15 protein-coding genes are annotated in these 20,403 nt (G+C 68.7%); 14 read left to right on the top strand and 1 reads right to left on the bottom strand.

Annotated elements, in window-relative coordinates:
• Positions 1–162: 162 nt before the first annotated feature.
• Positions 163–564: a ferric iron uptake transcriptional regulator gene (fur, locus tag ACJQWL_RS01880; RefSeq protein WP_330968155.1), complete on the top strand. Its 402-nt coding sequence runs from the start codon at positions 163–165 to the stop codon at positions 562–564.
• Between the two features lie 153 nt (positions 565–717).
• On the opposite strand, the gene recN is transcribed toward fur, so the two are convergent.
• Positions 718–2,397, bottom strand: coding sequence for a DNA repair protein RecN (gene recN, locus ACJQWL_RS01885; protein ID WP_330968156.1), 1,680 nt, complete (start codon positions 2,395–2,397; stop codon positions 718–720).
• A 93-nt stretch (positions 2,398–2,490) separates the two neighbouring features.
• Here recN and hrcA point away from each other — a divergent pair, with 93 nt between their 5' ends.
• From hrcA to ACJQWL_RS01950, 13 genes are all read left to right on the top strand, one after another.
• Positions 2,491–3,543 carry a heat-inducible transcriptional repressor HrcA gene (hrcA, locus tag ACJQWL_RS01890; RefSeq protein WP_330968157.1) on the top strand — a complete coding sequence of 351 codons (1,053 nt, stop codon included), beginning with the start codon at positions 2,491–2,493 and terminating at the stop codon, positions 3,541–3,543.
• 107 nt (positions 3,544–3,650) lie between these two features.
• A complete protein-coding gene (grpE, locus tag ACJQWL_RS01895) occupies positions 3,651–4,184 on the top strand; it encodes a nucleotide exchange factor GrpE (RefSeq protein ID WP_330968158.1) in 534 nt (177 codons plus the stop codon).
• A 177-nt stretch (positions 4,185–4,361) separates the two neighbouring features.
• Positions 4,362–6,275, top strand: a complete 1,914-nt coding sequence (gene dnaK / locus ACJQWL_RS01900; protein ID WP_330968159.1) for a molecular chaperone DnaK — start codon at positions 4,362–4,364, stop codon at positions 6,273–6,275.
• Positions 6,276–6,427: 152 nt separating this feature from the next.
• Complete coding sequence (gene dnaJ / locus ACJQWL_RS01905) at positions 6,428–7,564, top strand: molecular chaperone DnaJ (RefSeq protein ID WP_330968160.1); 1,137 nt, start codon at positions 6,428–6,430, stop codon at positions 7,562–7,564.
• A gap of 140 nt (positions 7,565–7,704) precedes the next feature.
• The gene (dapB, locus tag ACJQWL_RS01910) at positions 7,705–8,418 is read left to right on the top strand and encodes a 4-hydroxy-tetrahydrodipicolinate reductase (protein WP_330968161.1); all 714 of its coding nucleotides are present in this window, start codon (positions 7,705–7,707) and stop codon (positions 8,416–8,418) included.
• Positions 8,419–8,659: 241 nt separating this feature from the next.
• Positions 8,660–9,781 carry a glutamine-hydrolyzing carbamoyl-phosphate synthase small subunit gene (carA, locus tag ACJQWL_RS01915; protein WP_330968162.1) on the top strand — a complete coding sequence of 374 codons (1,122 nt, stop codon included), beginning with the start codon at positions 8,660–8,662 and terminating at the stop codon, positions 9,779–9,781.
• Between the two features lies 1 nt (position 9,782).
• Complete coding sequence (gene carB, locus ACJQWL_RS01920) at positions 9,783–13,046, top strand: carbamoyl-phosphate synthase large subunit (protein ID WP_330968163.1); 3,264 nt, start codon at positions 9,783–9,785, stop codon at positions 13,044–13,046.
• Between the two features lie 159 nt (positions 13,047–13,205).
• Positions 13,206–13,682 (top strand): transcription elongation factor GreA, encoded by a 477-nt coding sequence (gene greA / locus ACJQWL_RS01925; RefSeq protein ID WP_330968164.1) that lies wholly within the window; start codon positions 13,206–13,208, stop codon positions 13,680–13,682.
• Between the two features lie 3 nt (positions 13,683–13,685).
• Positions 13,686–14,672: a phosphoglycerate mutase gene (locus tag ACJQWL_RS01930; protein ID WP_330968165.1), complete on the top strand. Its 987-nt coding sequence runs from the start codon at positions 13,686–13,688 to the stop codon at positions 14,670–14,672.
• A complete protein-coding gene (gene recJ / locus ACJQWL_RS01935; RefSeq protein WP_411300676.1) occupies positions 14,669–16,450 on the top strand; it encodes a single-stranded-DNA-specific exonuclease RecJ in 1,782 nt (593 codons plus the stop codon). The genes ACJQWL_RS01930 and recJ overlap by 4 nt, the downstream gene beginning before the upstream one ends.
• Positions 16,451–16,494: 44 nt before the next feature.
• Positions 16,495–17,623 (top strand): peptide chain release factor 2 gene (gene prfB / locus ACJQWL_RS01940; RefSeq protein WP_330968166.1). Its coding sequence is split into 2 segments (ribosomal slippage): positions 16,495–16,569 and positions 16,571–17,623, totalling 1,128 coding nucleotides; the frame shifts between segments, so codons are not numbered across the junction.
• Between the two features lie 78 nt (positions 17,624–17,701).
• Positions 17,702–19,219 carry a lysine--tRNA ligase gene (gene lysS / locus ACJQWL_RS01945; protein ID WP_330968167.1) on the top strand — a complete coding sequence of 506 codons (1,518 nt, stop codon included), beginning with the start codon at positions 17,702–17,704 and terminating at the stop codon, positions 19,217–19,219.
• A gap of 124 nt (positions 19,220–19,343) precedes the next feature.
• Complete coding sequence (locus tag ACJQWL_RS01950) at positions 19,344–20,402, top strand: HD domain-containing phosphohydrolase (protein WP_330968168.1); 1,059 nt, start codon at positions 19,344–19,346, stop codon at positions 20,400–20,402.
• Position 20,403: the final 1 nt, after the last annotated feature.

Consider the following 20,403-nt stretch of genomic DNA (forward strand, 5'->3'; position numbering starts at 1 on the left):
ATGATACACTGGCAGCCCCTCGCGAGGTCGCTGGCGGCCGCGCATTCACCTGGCATTCGGGCGTCGCATCGCCCTTGCCGACCGGCCGCTCCGGGGGCTGCCGGCGCCATAGTGCCGGTGGGCGCCCCGGCGCTCCCCGACGCCACCCCCAGGAACCGCGCCATGGAATCCCAAGACCTTCGCAACGTCGGCCTCAAGGTGACCCACCCGCGGCTGCGGATCCTGGAGTTGCTCGAGCACGCCAAGCCGCGGCACATGACCGCCGAAGACATCTACCGCCGACTGCTGGAGAAGGGCGAGGACATCGGCCTGGCCACGGTCTACCGGGTGCTGACCCAGTTCGAGTCGGCCGGCCTTGTGCTCAAGCACAACTTCGAATCCGGACAGTCGGTCTACGAGCTGGATCGCGGGCACCACCACGACCACATGGTGGACATCGAGACCGGCAAGATCATCGAGTTCGAAAGCCAGGAAATCGAGGAGCTGCAGCGCCAGGTTGCCGCCACCATGGGCTACGAGATCGAAGAGCACTCGCTGGTGCTCTACGTGCGCAAGAAGCGCTGAGCCGACGTCGGGCGTTCGCTCCGGCCAGCGGATGTGCACCGGATCCGTGTTTGCGGGCAGCGGCGGACAGCCGGCATTTGCTGGCAAATCGTGGGCTTGATCGTCGGAAAACCAGGAACGCGTCGGCGCCCGCGGTGACTCCGTCGGGAGGGCTCAGCCCGCGTCGCTCAGCAGTCGACGGGCGGCGGCCCGGGCTTCCCGGGTCATCTCCACGCCGCCCAGCATCCGCGCCAGTTCGTCCTGGCGCTGCCTGGCACCGAGCGCCTGGACTTCGCTCTGGGTGACGCCATCACTGGCCGACTTGCTGACCCGGTAATGCGCATGGCCCTGCGCGGCGACCTGCGGAAGGTGGGTCACGCAAAGCACCTGGCGGCGCTCGCCAAGCGCGCGCAGCTTCTGGCCCACGATGTCGGCCACCGCGCCGCCGATGCCGGAATCGACCTCGTCGAAAACCATGGTGGGCACGGCGTCCAGTCCAAGTGCGGCGACTTCGATCGCCAGCGAGATGCGCGACAGTTCACCCCCCGATGCCACCTTGCGCAGCGGGCGCTGTGGCTGGCCCGGGTTGGCGGCCACCATGAACTCCACGCGCTCGCCGCCCTGCGGGTCGGGTTTGACCGACTCGATCGCTTCCAGTGCCACCTCGAACGCGCCGCCCCCCATCCCCAGCTCGGCGATGAGCGAGGAGGTGTCGTCCGACAGCCGGCGGGCCGCTTCCCGGCGCGTGGTGCCTAGCGCGTCGGCGGCGTCCCGCCACTGCCCCGTGGCTGTGGCGATATCGGCATCCAGCGATTGCAGACGCTGGTCCGCCCCGCGAAGGGCATCGAGCTCCGCGGTGATCTCGTCGCGCTTGTCGGCCAGCTGGTCGGGGCGCACGCGGTGCTTGCGCGCCAGCTCGTGCAGCCGACCCATGCGCTGTTCCAGCAGGTCCAGCGCCTGCGGATCCAGGTCGAGGTCGCCGCGCACGCGGTCCAGCAGTACTGTGGCCTCGTCCAACTGGATGGCGGCGTTGTCGAGCATTGCGTCCACCTCGGCCAGCCGGGGTTCGTGTTCGACCACGCGCTGCAACGTGTCGCGTGCCTGTTGCAGCGCCCGGCTCAGGGACGGGCCTTCGTCGCCGTCCATCAGCGCGAACGCGCGATCGCAGGCCTCGATCAGGCCCGCCGCATGCGCGCTGCGGCGGTGGTCGGCCTGCAGTTGCGCCAGGCTTCCGGCGTCGAGCGTCTCCCGGTCCAGCTCGGCATGCTGGTGTTCGAGCCAGCCGATGCGGTCGCTCACGTCGCCCTGGGCGGTCAGGCGGTCGCGCTCCTCCAACAGGTTGGACCAGTGGCGGGCAGCCACGGCCACTTCGCTGCGCTCGGTTTCATTGCGCGCATATGCATCGAGCAGAGCCAGCTGGCTGGGGCGCGAGAGCAGCGCCTGGTGCTCGTGCTGGCCATGGATTTCCACCAGGTGGGCGGCGAGTTCCGACAGCTGCCCGACCGTGACCGGGCGGCCGTTGACCCACGTGCGCGAGCCGCCGTCGGCCCGGACCACGCGGCGGACCTGGCATTGCAGGCCCTCGTCACCGTCCTCGTCGAGTGCGCTCTCGCGCAGCCAGTCGACGGCCGCGGGAGCATCGGCCAGCGAGAACAGCGCCACCAGTTCCGCCCGGCTTGCACCGTGGCGCACCACGCCGCTGTCCGCCCGCAGGCCTGACAGCAGGCCAAGCGCGTCGACCAGCAGCGACTTGCCGGCGCCGGTTTCGCCCGAAATCACCGTCAGGCCGGGCCCGAACGCGAGTTCGGCGGACTGGACGACTGCAAAATCCTTGAGCGCGAGATGGGTCAGCATGGGGATCGATTCTAAGGCTCGGCCGTCGCACCAGGCGATCCACTGCACGTCCCGCGCCTTGCATCGGCCCTGTTACCGCCCTATATCCAGCCTATGGCCCGTGTCCCGACCGACCCCACCCAGGACCCGCGCGCGCGCCAGCTGCTGCGCACGTTGATCGGTCGCTACATCCGCGATGGCGAACCGGTCGGTTCGCAGACGCTTGCCCGGCACGCGGGGCTGGACGTGAGCGCGGCCACGATCCGCAACATCCTGGGCGACCTGGAGGAGGCGGGGCTGCTGACGGCCCCCCACACGTCGGCGGGACGGATGCCGACCGCCCAGGGCTACCGGCTGTTCGTTGATTCGCTGTTGCAGGTCAAGCCGTTGCCGGAGGGCGAGGTCGTGCGGCTGCGCAGCGAACTGCCGCCCGGCTCGGGTACGCAGGCACTGCTGGGCAGCGCCTCGGAGTTGCTGTCGGCGATGACCCATTTCGTGGGCGTGGTCAGCGTGCCGCGGCGGGAGCAATTCGCGTTCCGGCGGATTGACTTCGTTCCGGTGGATAGCGAGCGGGTTCTGGCGATCGTGGTATTCGCCGACAATGAAGTGCAGAACCGGATCATCCAGACGCGGCGCCAGTTCGAGGCGGGGGAGCTGGAGCGGGTCGCCAACTACCTCAACGCGCATTTCGCCGGCCGTCCGGCATCGGAGATCCGCGCCACCCTGCTGCATGACCTGCGTTCTGCCCAATCCGAGATGCAGGCGCTGCTGGCACGCTCGGTGGAACTGGCCGAGCAGGTGCTCGCGCCCGGCAGCGACGACATGGTGCTGGCCGGCCAGACCCGGCTGATGGGGTTGAACGAGCTGTCGGACCTTGACCGCCTGCGGGAGCTGTTCGACGCCTTCGCCCGAAAGCGCGAGATCCTGCAACTGCTGGAGCGCACCGTGTCCGCGCCCGGGGTGCAGATTTTCATTGGCGAGGAAACCGGGCTGGCCCCACTGGAAGGCGTCTCGCTGGTCACCGCGCCCTATGGCGCCGACGGCCAGGTGCTGGGAGTGCTCGGCGTCATCGGGCCCACCCGCATGGCCTACCAGCGCGTGATCCCGGTGGTGCAGGCCGCCGCCAGCGTGCTGGGCGAAGCGTTCGGCCCGCAACCCGGGCGCTGATCCACGCCGCCCTGGGCACGGCCCCGAGGTTGAAAGCCGGGGCGCTGCCCCCATAGCTGGGCCACCCGCGCACCGCGCATGCATCCACGGCCCAGGAACCGCCCGGCATGACACACCAAGAACCGTCGATCGACTCCCCTGAAACGCAATCCGGCGATGCCGTGCAGGCGCAACCCGGCGACGCCGGGGAAGCGGCCCGGCTGGCCGAACTGGAGGCGGAACTGACCCGGCTGCGTGAGGACGCGTTGCGCGAGCGCGCCGACCTGGACAACCAGCGCAAGCGCCTCGAGCGGGAGCGCGATTCCGCACGCCGGTTCGCCAACGAACGCCTGCTGTCGGACCTGCTGCCGGTCATCGACAGCCTGGAGGCAGGCCTCGGGGTGGCGGGCGAGGGCGCCAGCGCCCTGCGCCAGGGCATGGAGCTGACGCTGAGGCAGTTGCTCAAGGTCGCCGGTGACCACGGGCTTGTCGTGGTCGACCCGGTGGGGCAGGCGTTCAATCCGGACCAGCACCAGGCCATGAGCATGGTGCCGAGCGACGAGCATGCTCCCGGGCACGTGGTTCAGGTCTACCAGAAGGGTTGGCTGCTGAACGACCGGCTGCTGAGGCCCGCGCTGGTGGTGGTCAGCCAGCAGGGCTGACGGCCCCGCGCCGGCGCGGACGCGGCGGCGGTGCTGAAGGGTTGCGCTCGCCCGGTTCCGGGTTGCGGCGAGCACCTGCAGCAGGGCCGCCCCCTTGAAGGGGAGGGCGGCAACCCCAGATAGCGGACATCGGCGGCGTGGCCGCCCGAACATCAGAAATTCATAGGGAGCACCACCATGGGCAAGATCATCGGTATCGACCTGGGCACGACCAACTCGTGCGTGGCGATCATGGAAGGCGGCAAGGCCAAGGTCATCGAGAACGCCGAGGGCGACCGCACGACCCCCTCCATCGTCGCCTACACCAAGGACGGCGAGGTGCTGGTCGGCGCGTCGGCCAAGCGCCAGGCCGTCACCAACCCCCACAACACCTTCTTCGCGGTGAAGCGCCTGATCGGCCGCAAGTTCACTGACGCGGAAGTGCAGAAGGACCTGGACCTGGTGCCATACGGCATCGTCCAGCACGACAACGGCGACGCCTGGGTCGCGACCCAGGACGGCAAGAAGATGGCCCCCCAGCAGATCTCCGCCGAAGTGCTGGCGAAGATGAAGAAGACCGCCGAGGCCTACCTGGGCGAGACGGTCACCGAGGCGGTCATCACCGTGCCGGCGTACTTCAACGACTCGCAGCGCCAGGCCACCAAGGACGCGGGCAAGATCGCCGGCCTGGAGGTCAAGCGCATCATCAACGAGCCTACCGCGGCCGCACTGGCCTACGGCATGGACAAGAAGGGCGGCGACCGCAAGATCGCGGTCTACGACCTGGGTGGCGGCACCTTCGACGTGTCGATCATCGAGATCGCGTCCGTCGATGGCGAGATGCAGGTCGAGGTGCTGTCCACCAACGGCGACACCTTCCTGGGTGGCGAGGACTTCGACAAGCGCGTCATCGATTACCTGGTCGAGGAGTTCCAGAAGGATTCCGGCATCGACCTGCGCAAGGACCCGCTGGCGCTGCAGCGCCTGAAGGATGCGGCCGAGCGCGCCAAGATCGAGCTCTCGAGCGCCCAGCAGACCGAGGTCAACCTGCCGTACGTGACCGCCGACGCATCCGGCCCCAAGCACCTCAACATCAAGCTGACCCGGGCCAAGCTCGAGTCGCTGGTCGAGGACCTGGTCAAGAAGACCATCGAGCCGTGCCGCATCGCGCTCAACGACGCCGGCCTGCGTGCCTCCGAGATCAGCGAGGTGATCCTGGTCGGCGGCCAGACCCGCATGCCCAAGGTGCAGACGGCGGTGGGCGAGTTCTTCGGCAAGGAACCCCGCAAGGACGTCAATCCCGACGAGGCGGTCGCCATCGGTGCCGCCATCCAGGGCGGCGTGCTGGCCGGCGACGTCAAGGACGTCCTGCTGCTGGACGTGACTCCGCTGAGCCTGGGCATCGAAACCCTGGGGGGTGTGTTCACCAAGATCATCGAGAAGAACACCACGGTGCCGACCAAGGCGTCGCAGACCTTCTCGACCGCCGAGGACAACCAGTCCGCCGTCACCGTGCACGTGCTGCAGGGTGAGCGCGAGCAGGCCCGCTACAACAAGTCGCTGGCGCGCTTCGACCTGACCGGCATCGAGGCGGCGCCGCGCGGCATGCCGCAGGTGGAGGTGTCGTTCGACATCGACGCCAACGGCATCGTGCACGTCACCGCCAAGGACAAGAAGACCGGCAAGGAACAGAAGGTCGAGATCAAGGCCGGCTCGGGCCTGTCGGACGAGGAAGTCCAGAAGATGGTCGCCGACGCGGAAGCCAACCGCGAGGAAGACCAGAAGTTCCATGAGCTGGTGCAGGCGCGCAACCAGGCCGATGGCCTGATCCACATGGCCCGCAGCACGATCAAGGAGCACGGCGACAAGCTGCCGGGCGAGACCATCGGCGCGGCCGAGGGCGCCATTGCCGAGCTGGAAACGGCCATGAAGGGCGATGACAAGGGCCAGATCGAGGCCAAGAGCCGCGCGCTCGAGACCGTCGCGCAGTCGCTGATGGCGGCCGCGCAAGGCCAGCCGGCAGCCGACTCGGGTCCGGCCCAGGCCAGCCAGGCGGCCGATGACGTGGTCGATGCCGAGTTCACCGAAGTCAAGGACGACGAGAAGAAGTAAGGCGAAAGCAAAGGAATGGGGAATCGGGAACAGGCAGGCGGGGTGGTTGCCCACTTGCCTCCAGGCCCGGTTCCCCGTTCCTGTTTCAGCAGTCCGGCGCTCCTCGTGCCTGTCCCCAACACCCGTTCCAGTCCTCTACTACGCGGCCCTACATGAGCAAACGCGACTACTACGAAGTGCTGGGCGTGGCCCGAAGCGCCGGCGAAGACGAGCTGAAGAAGGCTTATCGCCGTTGTGCGATGAAGCACCACCCTGACCGCAACCCGGGCGATGCCGCCGCGGAAGTCGCGTTCAAGGAGTGCAAGGAGGCCTACGAAGTGCTCTCCGACGCATCGCGCCGCCGCATGTACGACCAGCACGGCCATGCCGCGTTCGAACACGGCATGGGCGGCGGTGGTCCCGGCTTCGGGCAGGCCGACATGGGCGACATCTTCGGCGACATCTTCGGCAACATCTTCGGCGGCGGCATGGGCGGAGCGCGCGGCCCCCGGCGCGGTGCCGACATCGGCTACGTGATGGAGCTGGCGCTGGAAGAAGCCGTGGTCGGCGTCGAGAAGACCATCGAGGTGCCGACGCTTGATGCCTGCGACAGTTGCGACGGCAGTGGCTCGGCCGACGGCAAGCTGGAAAGCTGCTCGACCTGCCAGGGGCGGGGCCAGGTGCGTTTCCAGCGCGGCATCTTCTCGATGCAGCAGGCGTGTCCGCACTGCGGGGGGCGTGGCCAGACCATCGCCAACCCCTGCGGCGACTGCCACGGGCAGGGCCGCATCGAAGACACCAAGACGCTCCAGGTCAAGATCCCGGCGGGCGTGGACAATGGCGACCGGATCCGCCTGACGGGCGAGGGCGAGGCCGGGCCGTCAGGTTCGCCGCCGGGCGACCTCTACGTCGACGTGCGCGTGCGTGAGCACGAGATCTTCAAGCGCGAGGGCGACGACCTCCACTGTGAAGTGCCGATCCGGATCTCCCAGGCCGCGCTGGGCGACACGATCCGGGTGCCGACGCTGGATGGAGACGTCGAACTGCGCATCCCGGCCGAAACCCAGACGGGCAAGCTGTTCCGACTGCGCGACAAGGGCGTGCAATCGGTCCGCAGCCGGAGGCCGGGCGACCTCTACTGCCAGGTGGTGGTGGAAACCCCGGTCAACCTGACCGCCCAGCAGCGCGAGCTGCTCGACCAGTTCGAGGCCACGTTCGTGGGCGACGGCGCACGCAAGCACTCCCCACGCGCGTCGACCTTCATCGATGGCGTCAAGGGTGTCTGGGACCGGATGAAGTCGTCCGGCTGACGCACTGGCGGTTGCCTCGAATCGGGCGGGTCGCCGCTGCCTGCCGTCATGCGCGCGGTGCGGCCACGCAACCGTTGGCCGCGACGGTGCTGCCACCAGCGCAGCTTGTCCGGGGTGGCCGACGCGATTAGCCTGCGCCGATGAACGAGCCCGCACGACTTCTCATCCACGGCGCCAGCGGGCGCATGGGACAGGCCCTGCTGAGGCTGGCCGCCGGGCGCCCGGACGTCCGGGTCGTCGCCGCGGTTTCGCGCAGCCGTCCGTCCCAGCGCGTGGTCGAGGGCGTGCCGCAGTTCGCCGTGGCCGAGACCCATGGCGTCCCCGCCTTCGACGTGGCCATCGACTTCAGCCTGCCTGCCGGGTTCGATGCCGTCCTGGCGCTGTGCCAGCAGCGCGGTGCGGCCCTGGTGAGTGGCACGACCGGACTTGATCAAGGGCAACAGCAGGCGCTCGACGCTGCGGGGGAGCGGATCGCAGCGCTGTGGGCGGCGAACTTCAGCCTCGGGGTGGCGGTGCTGGGGGATCTCGTCCAACGCGCGGCTGCGGCCTTGCCGGGCTGGGACTGTGACATCGTCGAATCCCACCACGTGCACAAGAAGGACGCGCCTTCGGGCACCGCCCTGGCGCTGGGAATGCGGGCGGAAGCGGGAGGGCTGGAACCGCGCTACGCGTCCCTGCGCGCCGGGGACATCGTCGGCGAGCACATGGTCCAGATGACCGGTACCGGGGAGCGGCTGGAACTGGTGCACCGGGCCACTGACCGCGATGTGTTCGCCCGTGGCGCGCTGCTGGCTGCCAGCCGCCTGGCGGGCCGTGGGCCGGGCCGCTACCGGGTCGCCGACCTCTTCCTCTGATGTTGCCGGCAGCGCCCATCCTCTGGTGGGAGGACGGCTGTAGCCCCGGATGCGCCTGGAATCCTGCCCGCGGATGAACCCGGCGCTGGCGCGAGCGCCGCCGGGTCGCTAGAATTCCCGCTCGCCTGAACCCCGACTGCCGGACCGGTCCCGCACCGTGTCCGTGCCTTGCTGCAGCCCGCTTTTGGCGGTGCCTGCGCCGGGGTCAGTCAGCCCCCCGGCATCCAAGGCGACGACCGACGTGACCCAACCAGCACTCCTCGCACTCGAAGACGGTACCTGTTTCGAGGGCGTTTCCGTAGGCGCGCCCGGCCTTTCGGTCGGCGAAGTCGTCTTCAACACCGCGATCACCGGCTACCAGGAGATCGTGACCGACCCGTCGTACGCGCGGCAGCTGGTCACCCTGACCTATCCGCACGTTGGCAACACCGGCTGCACGCCGCAGGACGACGAGGCTTCCAAGGTGTGGTCCGCCGGGCTGATCGTGCGCGATGTGCCCCGTCGTCCCAGCAATTGGCGCAGCCAGCAGGCGCTGCCCGAGTGGCTGGCCGAGCGGGGCGTGGTCGCCATTGCCGGGATCGACACGCGCAAGCTGACCCGCCTGTTGCGCGACCGTGGCGCCCAGAGCGGCGCGCTCATGGCAGGACGGATCGACCGCGACGAAGCGATCGAGGCGGCGCGCAAGTTCCCCGGCCTGAAGGGAATGGACCTGGCGCGGGAGGTCAGCACCCGGTCGATCTACGAATGGACCGAGGGCCAGCTCGACCTGGACCGCAACGCATTCGGCACCGTGGAGCCGCGGCGTCACGTGGTCGCCTACGACTACGGCGTGAAGCGCAACATCCTGCGCATGATCGCCGAGCGGGGTTGCCGCGTGACCGTGGTGCCGGCGCAGACGCCCGCCGCCGACGTGCTGGCGATGAAGCCCGACGGCGTGTTCCTGTCCAACGGCCCGGGCGATCCGGAACCGTGCGACTACGCGATCGACGCGATCCGCGAGCTCATCGCGGCCCGGGTGCCGATCTTCGGCATCTGCCTGGGTCACCAGCTGCTGGGCCTGGCAGCCGGCGCCGGTACCGTGAAGATGAAGTTCGGCCACCACGGCGCCAACCACCCGGTCCAGGACCTGGACAGCGGGCGGGTGATGATCACCAGCCAGAACCACGGCTTCGCCATCGACGAGGCCACGCTGCCGGCCAACGTCCGGGTCATCCACCGCTCGCTGTTCGACGGGTCCAACCAGGGCATCGAGCTTGGGGACGCGCCGGCCTTCAGCTTCCAGGGCCATCCGGAAGCCAGCCCGGGCCCGCACGACGTCTCTCCGCTTTTCGACCGATTCGTTGCGCTCATGGAGGCCAACTGACATGCCCAAGCGCACCGACATCAAGACCGTTCTGATCATCGGCGCCGGCCCGATCGTGATCGGCCAGGCCTGCGAGTTCGACTATTCGGGCGCACAGGCCTGCAAGGCCCTGCGCGACGAGGGTTACCGCGTGGTGCTGGTCAACTCCAACCCGGCCACGATCATGACCGACCCGGAGATGGCCGACGCGGTCTACATCGAGCCGATCAACTGGCAGACGGTCGAGAAGATCATCGCCAAGGAAAAGCCCGACGCGCTGTTGCCGACGATGGGCGGCCAGACCGCGCTCAACTGCGCATTGGACCTGGCCGACAACGGCGTGCTGGAAAAGCACGGCGTCGAACTGATCGGTGCCAAGCGCGAGGCCATCATGATGGCCGAGGACCGTGAACTGTTCCGCGTGGCGATGGCCGAGATCGGCCTGGAATGCCCGAAGGCAGCGGTCGCCAAGACCTTCGAACAGGCCGTGGAGATCCAGGCCACCGTCGGCTATCCCACCATCATCCGCCCCAGCTTCACCCTGGGCGGCAGCGGCGGCGGCATTGCCTACAACCGTGAAGAGTTCGAGGAGATCGCCAAGCGAGGCCTGGAGCTCTCGCCGGTCAGCGAGATCCTGGTCGAGGAATCGGTGCTGGGCTGGAAGGAGTTCGAGATGGAGGTGGTCCGCGACACCGCGGACAACTGCATCATCGTGTGCTCGATCGAGAACTTCGACGCCATGGGCGTACACACCGGCGATTCAATCACGGTCGCCCCCGCGCAGACGTTGACCGACAAGGAATACCAGCGGCTGCGCGACGCGTCGATCGCGGTGCTGCGCAAGATCGGCGTGGACACCGGCGGCTCAAACGTGCAGTTCGGCATCAACGCCAGCAACGGCCGCGTGGTGGTGATCGAGATGAACCCGCGCGTGTCGCGGTCCTCGGCGCTGGCGTCCAAGGCCACGGGTTTCCCGATCGCCAAGATCGCCGCGAAGCTGGCCGTGGGCTACACCCTGGACGAACTGCGCAACGAGATCACCGGTGGCGCGACACCGGCGTCGTTCGAGCCGACGATCGATTACGTGGTCACCAAGATCCCGCGCTTTGCATTCGAGAAGTTCCCGCAGGCCGACGCCCGCCTGACCACCCAGATGAAGTCGGTGGGCGAGGTCATGGCCATGGGCCGCACCTTCCAGGAGTCGTTGCAGAAAGCGCTGCGCGGGCTGGAGACCGGCAAGGTCGGCCTGGACCCCACCGGCCTGGACCTGGCCAGCGAGGACGACCTCGCGATCCTTCGCCGTGAGCTCAAGGAGCCGGGCCCGGAGCGGATGTTCCACATCGGCGATGCGTTCCGCGCGGGCATGTCGGTGGAAGACGTGCACGCGATGTCATTCGTCGACCCGTGGTTCCTTGACCAGATCGAGGAACTGATCTTCGAGGAGAAGGCGGTGGGCGAAGGCGGCCTGGCGTCGCTGGACGCAGCGCGCATGCGCGCGCTCAAGCGGATGGGCTTCTCCGATGCCCGCCTGGCCCAGCTGACCGGCACCGACGAGACCGCCGTGCGCACGCTGCGTCGCGCGTTCGGCGTGCGCCCCGTGTACAAGCGTGTGGATTCCTGCGCAGCGGAGTTCGCCACCACAACCGCGTACATGTATTCGACCTACGAGGACGAGTGCGAGTCCGCGCCCTCCGACCGGCGCAAGATCATGGTGCTGGGCGGCGGGCCGAACCGGATCGGGCAGGGCATCGAGTTCGACTACTGCTGCGTGCATGCCGCGCTGGCGCTGCGCGAGGACGGGTTCGAGACCATCATGGTCAACTGCAACCCGGAAACCGTGTCCACGGACTACGACACATCCGACCGGCTGTACTTCGAGCCGCTCACCCTCGAGGACGTGCTGGAGATCGCCGACCTGGAGAAGCCGTTCGGCGTGATCGTCCAGTACGGCGGGCAGACCCCCCTCAAACTTGCGCAGGCCCTGGAAGCCAACGGCGTGCCGATCATCGGCACCAGCCCGGACAGCATCGACCTGGCCGAGGACCGCGAGCGCTTCCAGAAGCTGGTCAACGACCTGGGCCTGAAACAGCCGCCCAACCGGACCGCGCGCAACCCCGACGAGGCCCTGGCCCTGGCGAGGGAGATCGGCTATCCGCTGGTCGTGCGGCCGAGCTACGTGCTGGGCGGCCGGGCAATGGAAGTCGTCCATGCCGACGCCGACCTCGCGAGGTACATGCGCGACGCGGTGAAGGTGTCCAACGACTCGCCGGTGTTGCTGGACCGGTTCCTGGACAACGCGGTCGAGGTCGACGTGGACGTCATCGCCGACAAGGATGGCAATGTCCTGATCGGCGGCGTGATGGAGCACATCGAAGAAGCCGGCGTGCACTCGGGCGATTCCTCGTGCTCGCTGCCGCCGTATTCGCTGTCCGCGGAAACCCAGGCCCGCCTTCGCGAGCAGGTGGTGGCGCTGGCCAAGGCGCTCGACGTGGTCGGGCTGATGAACACCCAGTTCGCGGTGCAGACCGCCGCCAGCACCGGCAACGAAGGCATGGAGGACGCGATCTTCCTGCTAGAAGTCAATCCGCGTGCCTCGCGCACGGTGCCGTTCGTGTCCAAGGCGACCGGCGTTCCTCTGGCCAAGATCGCCGCGCGCTGCATGGCCGGCAAGACCCTGGCCGAGCAGGGTGCGACCACCGAGGTGATCCCGGACTACTACTCGGTCAAGGAAGCGATCTTCCCGTTCGCCAAGTTCCAGGGGGTGGACCCGATCCTGGGGCCGGAAATGCGATCCACCGGCGAGGTGATGGGCGTCGGCCGCAGTTTCGGGGCGGCGTTCGCGCGTGCCCAGGAAGCAGGCGGCATCCGGGAACTCAAGCCCGAGGGCAAGGTGTTCATCTCCGTGCGCGATCCGGACAAGGTGCGCGTGCTGCCAGTCGCGCGCGACCTGATCCAGCGCGGCTATGCGCTGGTGGCCACCCACGGCACCGCTGCGTTCCTGCGCGATGCCGGGCTGGCGTGCGAGGCGGTCAACAAGGTGGCCGAAGGCCGCCCGCACATCGTGGACCTGATCAAGAACGGCGAGATCGTCTACATCGTCAACACCACGGAAGGGCGCCAGGCGATCTCCGATTCGTTCTCGATCCGCCGCGAAGCACTACAGCACCGGGTGACCTACTCGACCACCGTTGCCGGGGCGCGTGCGTTGCTGCATTCGCTGGAGTTCCGTGGCACCGGCCCGGTCTGGTCGTTGCAGGAGCTGCACGCCGAGCTGGCCGGCGCCTGACCGGGCCGGCGCGCCGGGGCGTTCATGCTTCCGGTTGCGCCGACCCCCGGTCGATCGGCCACAATCGATCAGCCCGGGCGAGTAGCGCCCGAACCATGCCGGCCCCTGGCCGGCTTTACGCATTCCCAAGCCCCGGCAGCGGTCGGGAGAGGACGTTCCATGCAAGCACCCCTGACGATCCAGGGCGCCAAGCGCCTGCGCGCCGAGCTCGAGGAGCTCAAGTCGGTCAAGCGACCCGCGGTGATCAGCGCCATCGCCGAAGCCCGCGCGCACGGCGACCTCAAGGAAAACGCGGAGTACCACGCCGCGCGCGAACAGCAGGGCTTCATCGAAGGCCGCATCAAGCAGCTGGAAGCCGAGCTTTCGCACGCGCAGGTCATCGACGTGTCCAAGCTCAACGCCGGTTCGCGGGTGGTGTTCGGCGCGGTGGTTGAACTGGCCGACACCGACACCGACGAGGAAACGCGCTACCAGATCGTCGGCGACCTGGAGGCCGACATCAAACAGGGCCTCATCGCGGTGTCCTCGCCGGTGGCGCGTGCGCTCATCGGCAAGCACGAAGGCGACAGCGTCACCATCCAGGCACCCGGCGGCACCCGCGAGTATGAAATCGTGGGCGTCAGCTACCCGGGCTGACGCATGTCCGGGCCGTCCGCCATCGTGCTGCTGCCGCCCCGTGCCCGGTTCGGGGGGCAACGGCTGCCGCCGGTGAGCGCACGCTGGCTGGGGCGTGCGGACCACCTCCCGAAAGGCAGCGCGAGCGGCGAGCGGATGCGCGACTGGCTGGACATCCTGCCGCGCGGCTGGCCCGCCGCCGCGGTAACCCGGCAGCGCGACGCGGGCGATGCCGCCGGCTCGACCTGGATGCGTGCCGACCCGGTCTACATCCAGCCCGACATCAACGGCGCCCGCCTGCTCGCCCATGGCGAGTCCTTGGCGCTGACCGCAGGCGATGCCGCGGCCTTCCTGCCGGCCCTGCGCCCGTTGTTCGGTGACGTGGGGATGCCCATCGATGCACCCGACCCGGCCCGGTGGTACCTGCAGGCACCCCCCGGTTCCAAGCTCCCGGCGATGGCTTCGCCCGCCGAGGCGGTCGGCATGGATGTGTTCGACCACCTGCCCGAGGGCCCCGATGGACGTCGCTGGCGAGCCCTGCTGAGCGAGGCCCAGGTGGTCCTGCACAACCACCCCCGCAATGCGCAACGACAGGCCGAAGGCCTCGCGCCGGTGAATTCGCTGTGGTTCTGGGGGGCGGGCACGCTGCCCGACCACGTGACTGCCCGGGTTGAACGTGCGTTGACCGATGACGACACGCTGGCCGCCTTTTTCTCGCTCGGCGGCGCGAGCGTCGACGGGCTTCCGCAACGCATGCCGACCGCCGCGGATGCGGCAGGTGGAACAACGCTGGTGGACGTGCGCCACGCGCGCGACCTCACTGCGCTCGACCGCGACTGGCTGTCGCCGCTGCTGGCCGAGATGGCCGCCGGTCGCCTCGCCCGGATCACCCTGGATTTCGCCGACGGCCACCGGGTCCGCCTGGCCCGTCCGCATCGCTGGCGCTTCTGGCGGCGGCCGTGGTCCAACCCGGGCCTGGGCGCCGGGGCTTCGGTGGAGGCAACGGGTTGATCCAGCCAGCAGGTGGTCCGGTCGCGATCCGTCGCCGGGAGGCATTGGCGGCCGGCGAATGGCCCGAGCATGTTCCCCTGTTGCTGCGCCGCATCTACGCTGCGAGAGGCGCGTTGTGCATCGACGACGCCCGGCCGCGCCTCGCGCAGCTGCTGCCGCCTGACGGCCTGATGGGAATGGACGCGGCCACCTCGCTGCTGGCCGATGCCATTGCCGATGACCGGCACATCGTGGTGGTGGGCGACTTCGACTGCGACGGCGCGACCGCGTGCGCAGTGGGCGTGCGCGGGCTGAGGATGCTGGGCGCGCGCCGCGTCTCGCATGCCGTCCCGAACCGGATGGTCCACGGGTACGGCCTGTCTCCTGCCCTGGTGGACGAGCTGGCCGCCCTGGAGCCCGACCTGCTGGTCACCGTCGACCACGGCATCGCCTGCCATGCCGGCATCGACGCGGCGAAGGCGCGGGGATGGACGGTACTGGTGACCGACCACCACCTGCCGGGTCCAACCCTGCCACGCGCGGATGCGATCGTGGATCCGAGCCTGCCGGGCGACGCGTTCGGCAGCAAGGCCCTGGCCGGTGTCGGGGTGGTGTTCTACGTGCTGCTGGCATTGCGAAAGCGGATGCGCGACTCCGGCCATCCGCAGGCAAGCGCGGACCTGTCGTCGCTGCTGGACCTGGTCGCGGTGGGCACGGTGGCGGACCTGGTGCCGCTGGATGCCAACAACCGCGCACTGGTCGCGGCCGGGTTGCGCCGGTTGCGTGCGGGGCAGGGGTGCCCGGGCCTCATGGCGCTGATCGAGATCGCAGGGCGGGTGCCGTCCCGACTGACCGCGGCCGATATCGGGTTCGCGGTGGGGCCGCGCCTCAACGCCGCCGGGCGCCTGGAGGACATGGCGCTGGGCATCGAGTGCCTGCTCACCGACGACCCCGCGCAGGCGCGCGATATCGCGGCGACGCTCGACGCCATCAACGGCGAGCGGCGCGCGCTCCAGCAGCAGATGACCGACGAAGCGGAGGCTGCCGTCTCCCGCGTGGTCCTGGATGGCGGGGCCGCACCCAGGGTGGCGTGCCTGTTCGATCCCGAGTGGCATCCCGGCGTCATCGGCCTGGTGGCATCGCGGATCAAGGACCGGCTGCACCGGCCGGTAGTGGCCTTCGCGCCGGCCGGGCCCGGTAGCCCGGTGCTGAGGGGGTCGGCCCGGTCGATCCCGGGCTTCCACATCCGCGACGCGCTTGCGGACGTGGCGGCGCGGCACCCGGGCATGATCGAGCGATTCGGGGGGCATGCCATGGCGGCCGGGCTGACCCTTCCGGCGGAGTCGCTGGATGCATTCCGCACCGCCTTCGCGCAATGCGCCCGGGCGCGCCTGGGCGATGACCTGCTGCTTGCCAACCTGCACAGCGACGGACCGCTGGACGCCCTGGACCTGTGCCGGGGCAATGCCGAGGCCCTTCGTGACGGCGGGCCGTGGGGGCAGGGGTTCCCGGAGCCGCAGTTCGACGGCGAGTTCGACGTGCTGGGGACCCGGGTGGTTGGCGAGCGGCATCTGAAGCTGGAACTTGGGCTGGGCGGGATGCGGGTCAACGCGATCCATTTCGGTGGCTGGGACGGCCAGCCCCCGCCGCCGCGCATACGCATCGCCTACCGGCTGGAGCCCGATGACTACCGCGGCGGCGACGCGGTACAACTGGTCGTGGTGCATCGCGAGGCTGCGCACCAGGTGCACCCGGGTTCCATCGTCACGCGGCCGGCCCGCGTGCCGCGCAACTGCTAGAATCCGCGGTCTTTTCCGCTTCGCAACCACGGACACCAGAACGGATGATCGAGACCAATCCCGTCCGTCAGCGCATCGCCGACCTGCAAGGTCGGCTGGATGCGCTGAGGGGGTACCTTTGACTTCGATGCCAAGGTCGAACGCCTCGAAGAAGTAAACCGCGAACTGGAAAGCCCCGACGTCTGGAACGACGCCGAGCGTGCGCAGTCGCTGGGCCGCGAGCGGGCAGCGCTCGAGCGCGTCGTGCTGGGCAGCCGCAGCATGGACGAAGGCCTCGCCGGCGCGGCCGAGTTGCTGGAGCTGGCCGAAATGGAGGACGACGCCGACACCGCGCAGGCCGTGGTCGAAGACGTCGACCGGCTCGCGCGCGACGTCGAGAAGCTGGAATTCCAGCGAATGTTCTCGGGCAAGATGGACAGCGCCGCCGCGTTCGTCGACATCCAGGCCGGCGCCGGCGGCACCGAGGCCCAGGACTGGGCCGAGATCCTGCTCCGGATGTACCTGCGCTGGTGCGAATCGCGCGGCTGGAAGGCCGAGTTGATGGAAGCCAGCGGCGGTGACGTGGCGGGCGTCAAGTCGGCCACGCTGCGCGTTGAGGGAGATTTCGCGTATGGCTGGCTGAAGACCGAGACCGGCGTTCACCGGCTGGTTCGCAAGTCGCCGTTCGATTCCGACAACCGGCGCCACACCAGCTTCACTTCGGTGTTCGTCAGCCCCGAAGTCGATGACAACATCGATATCGAGATCAATCCCGCGGACCTGCGCACCGACGTGTATCGCTCATCGGGCGCCGGCGGACAGCACGTCAACAAGACCGAGTCGGCGGTACGCATCACCCACGTGCCCACCGGCATCGTGGCGGCCTGCCAGAACGGACGCAGCCAGCACGCCAACCGCGACACCGCGATGAAAATGCTGGCGGCGAAGTTGTACGAGCTGGAGATCCAGAAGCGCAACGCCGAGCGCGACGCGTTGGAGGCGACCAAGGCCGACATCGGGTGGGGCAGCCAGATCCGCAACTACGTGCTCGACCAGTCGCGGATCAAGGACCTGCGCACCGGCGTGGAGCGCAGTGATACCCAGAAGGTCCTGGACGGCGACCTCGACGAGTTCGTCGAGGCGGCATTGAAGGCCGGTCTGGACGCAGGGTCCAGGCGCACGGACGCCGTCTGATCCTACGGCGCGGTGCCGGGCGCATGAGGTTCCGCACATCCCATCGCGGCTGAAGCCGCTTCTACGACAGCACGAGCCATGACCGATACCCCGACCCCGCAGCACGCCGACGAGAACCACCTGATCGCCGAGCGTCGCGCCAAGCTCCAGGCGCTGCGCGGGCAGGGCATCGCCTTTCCCAACGATTTCCGCCGCAACGCATACGCTGGCGACCTGCAGGCGGAGTTCGCGGACACCGGGCGCTGGACCGCGGAAGCGTTGGAGGGCGAGGGCCGTGAAGTCGCGCTGGCCGGGCGCATCCTGCTCAAGCGGGTGATGGGCAAGGCCAGCTTCGTGCAGGTGCAGGACGAGTCCGGCCGCATCCAGTTGTTCCTGCAGGCCAACGCGCTGGGCGACGCCTACGATGCGTTCAAGGGCTGGGACGTGGGTGACATCGTTGGCGCGACCGGCGAGCTTACGCGCACCCGCACCGGCGAGCTGTCGCTCAGGGTCGCGTCGCTGCGCTTGTTGACCAAGTCGCTGCGTCCGCTTCCGGACAAGTGGCATGGCCTGTCCGACGTCGAGCAGCGCTACCGGCAGCGGTACGTCGACCTCATCGTCTCGCCCGAGGCGCGGGACGTGTTCGTCAAGCGCAGCCGGATCATCCGCGCGATGCGGGCTTGGCTGGACGCGCGGCGTTTCCTGGAGGTCGAAACGCCGATGATGCATTACATCCCGGGCGGCGCCACGGCCAAGCCCTTCGTCACCCACCACAACGCACTGGACCTGGAGCTGTACCTGCGCGTCGCGCCGGAGCTCTACCTCAAGCGGCTGGTCGTGGGCGGGCTCGAGCGGGTCTACGAGATCAACCGCAATTTCCGCAACGAGGGCGTGTCCACGCGACACAACCCCGAGTTCACCATGCTGGAGCTCTACGAGGCCTACGCGAGCTATACCGAGATCATGGACCTGACCGAGGGCGTGGTCCGCGACGTCGCGCGCGAAGTGCTGGGCACCACCGCGGTGGAATGGGACGGCATGGCGATCGACCTGGGTCCGGCGTTCCGCCGCTGGTCGATGACCGATGCCGTGCTGGAACTCAACCCGGAGATCAAAACCGGGGACCTGCGCGACCTCGATGCGATGCGCGCCCACTGCGCGCGGTTGAGAATCCCGATCAAGGCCGGGTGGGGTTGGGGCAAGCTGCTGCTGGAAGTGTTCGAGAAGACGGTCGAGCACACGCTGATCCAGCCGACGTTCATCACCGAGCACCCGGTGGAGGTCAGCCCGCTGGCGCGCGCGAGCGACGCCGACGCCGGCCTGACCGACCGCTTCGAGCTGTTCGTGGGCGGGAAGGAGCTGGCCAACGGCTTTTCCGAGCTCAACGACCCCGAAGACCAGGCCGCCCGTTTCCAGGCCCAGGTCGATGCAAAGGAAGGGGGTGACGACGAGGCCATGCACTTCGACGCCGACTACATCCGGGCACTGGAGGTCGGGCTGCCACCCACCGGGGGGCTGGGAATCGGCATCGACCGGGTGGTCATGTTGCTGACCGGATCCGCGTCCATCCGCGACGTGCTGCTGTTCCCGTACATGCGCCCCGAGGCCATCGGCTGACGGCATGCCGATTGCATCACTGCCGGCAAGGGACATGCCGGGCAGGACGCTGTCAAGAATTTGACGGCAGGGGTATGCTCATGACGGAACAGTCGAGGGGAACCGCAACCATGGACAGGCACGCGTGAACGTCGTCATCGTCGACGACCAGACTTCGGCGCGCACCATGCTGCGCCACATCATCGAGGACATCGCGCCCGAGTTGGCGGTGCATGACTTCGGTGAGTCCGAGGCCGGATTGAACTGGTGCGAAGCGAACCAGCCCGACCTGCTGCTCCTGGATTACCGGATGCCCGGCATCGATGGACTGGAGTTCGCCCGCCGGTTCCGGCGGCGCCCGCTGCACCGTGACATCCCGATCATCCTGGTGACCGTCGTGGGCGATGAGCCGATACGCCAGGCCGCGCTTGATGCCGGGGTCATCGATTTCCTGGTCAAGCCGGTGCGGCCCCGCGAGCTGCGCGCCCGCTGCCGCAACCTGCTGCAACTTCGCCAGCAGTCCGAGAACGTCAAGCAACGCGCCCTGTCGCTTGAGCAGCGGCTGCTTTCGAGCATGCACGAGGTGGAAGAGCGCGAACGGGAGACGCTGGCGCGCCTTGCCCGTGCGACGGAGTACCGCAGCGGCGGCACCCGCGTTTTCCTGGAGCGCATGGCGCAGGTCGCCGGACTGATCGCCGAGCAGCTGGGGATGTTCGAAGACGAAGTGCGGTTGATCGAAATGGCCGCCCCCCTGCACGACATCGGCAAGATCGCGATCCCCGATTCGGTGCTGTTCAAGCAAGGACCGCTCGACGAAGTCGAAACAGCGGCGATGCACGGGCACCCGCGCATCGGCTACGAGCTGCTCGCCGACAGCCGCAACCGCTTCATCCAGGCAGGCGCCGTGATCGCCCTGCGACACCACGAGCGTTTCGACGGCAGCGGCTATCCCGATGGCCTGGTGGGCGAGGAGATCCCGATCGAGGCGCGCATCGTCGCCGTTGCCGATGTGTTCAATTCGCTGATTTCCCCGAGGCCCGACAGGCCGGCGTTGGATATCGATGCCGCGCTGGGCTTCCTGTACGCGCAGAAGGGGCGTCAGTTCGACCCCAGGTGCGTGGATGCGCTGGTACGCAACCGCGCGCGCCTGGAAGAGATCTGTACGCGCCATGCGGCCCGGGCGCCGCGCGTGGAAACCGAGTAGG

The sequence above is a fragment of the Novilysobacter viscosus genome, from assembly GCF_046600715.1.
Classification (GTDB): Bacteria; Pseudomonadota; Gammaproteobacteria; order Xanthomonadales; family Xanthomonadaceae; genus Lysobacter_C; species Lysobacter_C viscosus.

Excerpts from the sequence above, each read along its gene's own strand:
- greA (WP_330968164.1), top strand. The coding sequence starts at position 13,206 with ATGCAAGCACCCCTGACGATCCAGGGCGCCAAGCGCCTGCGCGCCGAG.
- lysS (WP_330968167.1), top strand. The coding sequence starts at position 17,702 with ATGACCGATACCCCGACCCCGCAGCACGCCGACGAGAACCACCTGATC.
- hrcA (WP_330968157.1), top strand. The coding sequence starts at position 2,491 with ATGGCCCGTGTCCCGACCGACCCCACCCAGGACCCGCGCGCGCGCCAG.
- dnaJ (WP_330968160.1), top strand. The coding sequence starts at position 6,428 with ATGAGCAAACGCGACTACTACGAAGTGCTGGGCGTGGCCCGAAGCGCC.
- dapB (WP_330968161.1), top strand. The coding sequence starts at position 7,705 with ATGAACGAGCCCGCACGACTTCTCATCCACGGCGCCAGCGGGCGCATG.
- carB (WP_330968163.1), top strand. The coding sequence starts at position 9,783 with ATGCCCAAGCGCACCGACATCAAGACCGTTCTGATCATCGGCGCCGGC.
- grpE (WP_330968158.1), top strand. The coding sequence starts at position 3,651 with ATGACACACCAAGAACCGTCGATCGACTCCCCTGAAACGCAATCCGGC.
- dnaK (WP_330968159.1), top strand. The coding sequence starts at position 4,362 with ATGGGCAAGATCATCGGTATCGACCTGGGCACGACCAACTCGTGCGTG.
- ACJQWL_RS01930 (WP_330968165.1), top strand. The coding sequence starts at position 13,686 with ATGTCCGGGCCGTCCGCCATCGTGCTGCTGCCGCCCCGTGCCCGGTTC.
- recN (WP_330968156.1), bottom strand. The coding sequence starts at position 2,397 with ATGCTGACCCATCTCGCGCTCAAGGATTTTGCAGTCGTCCAGTCCGCC.
- fur (WP_330968155.1), top strand. The coding sequence starts at position 163 with ATGGAATCCCAAGACCTTCGCAACGTCGGCCTCAAGGTGACCCACCCG.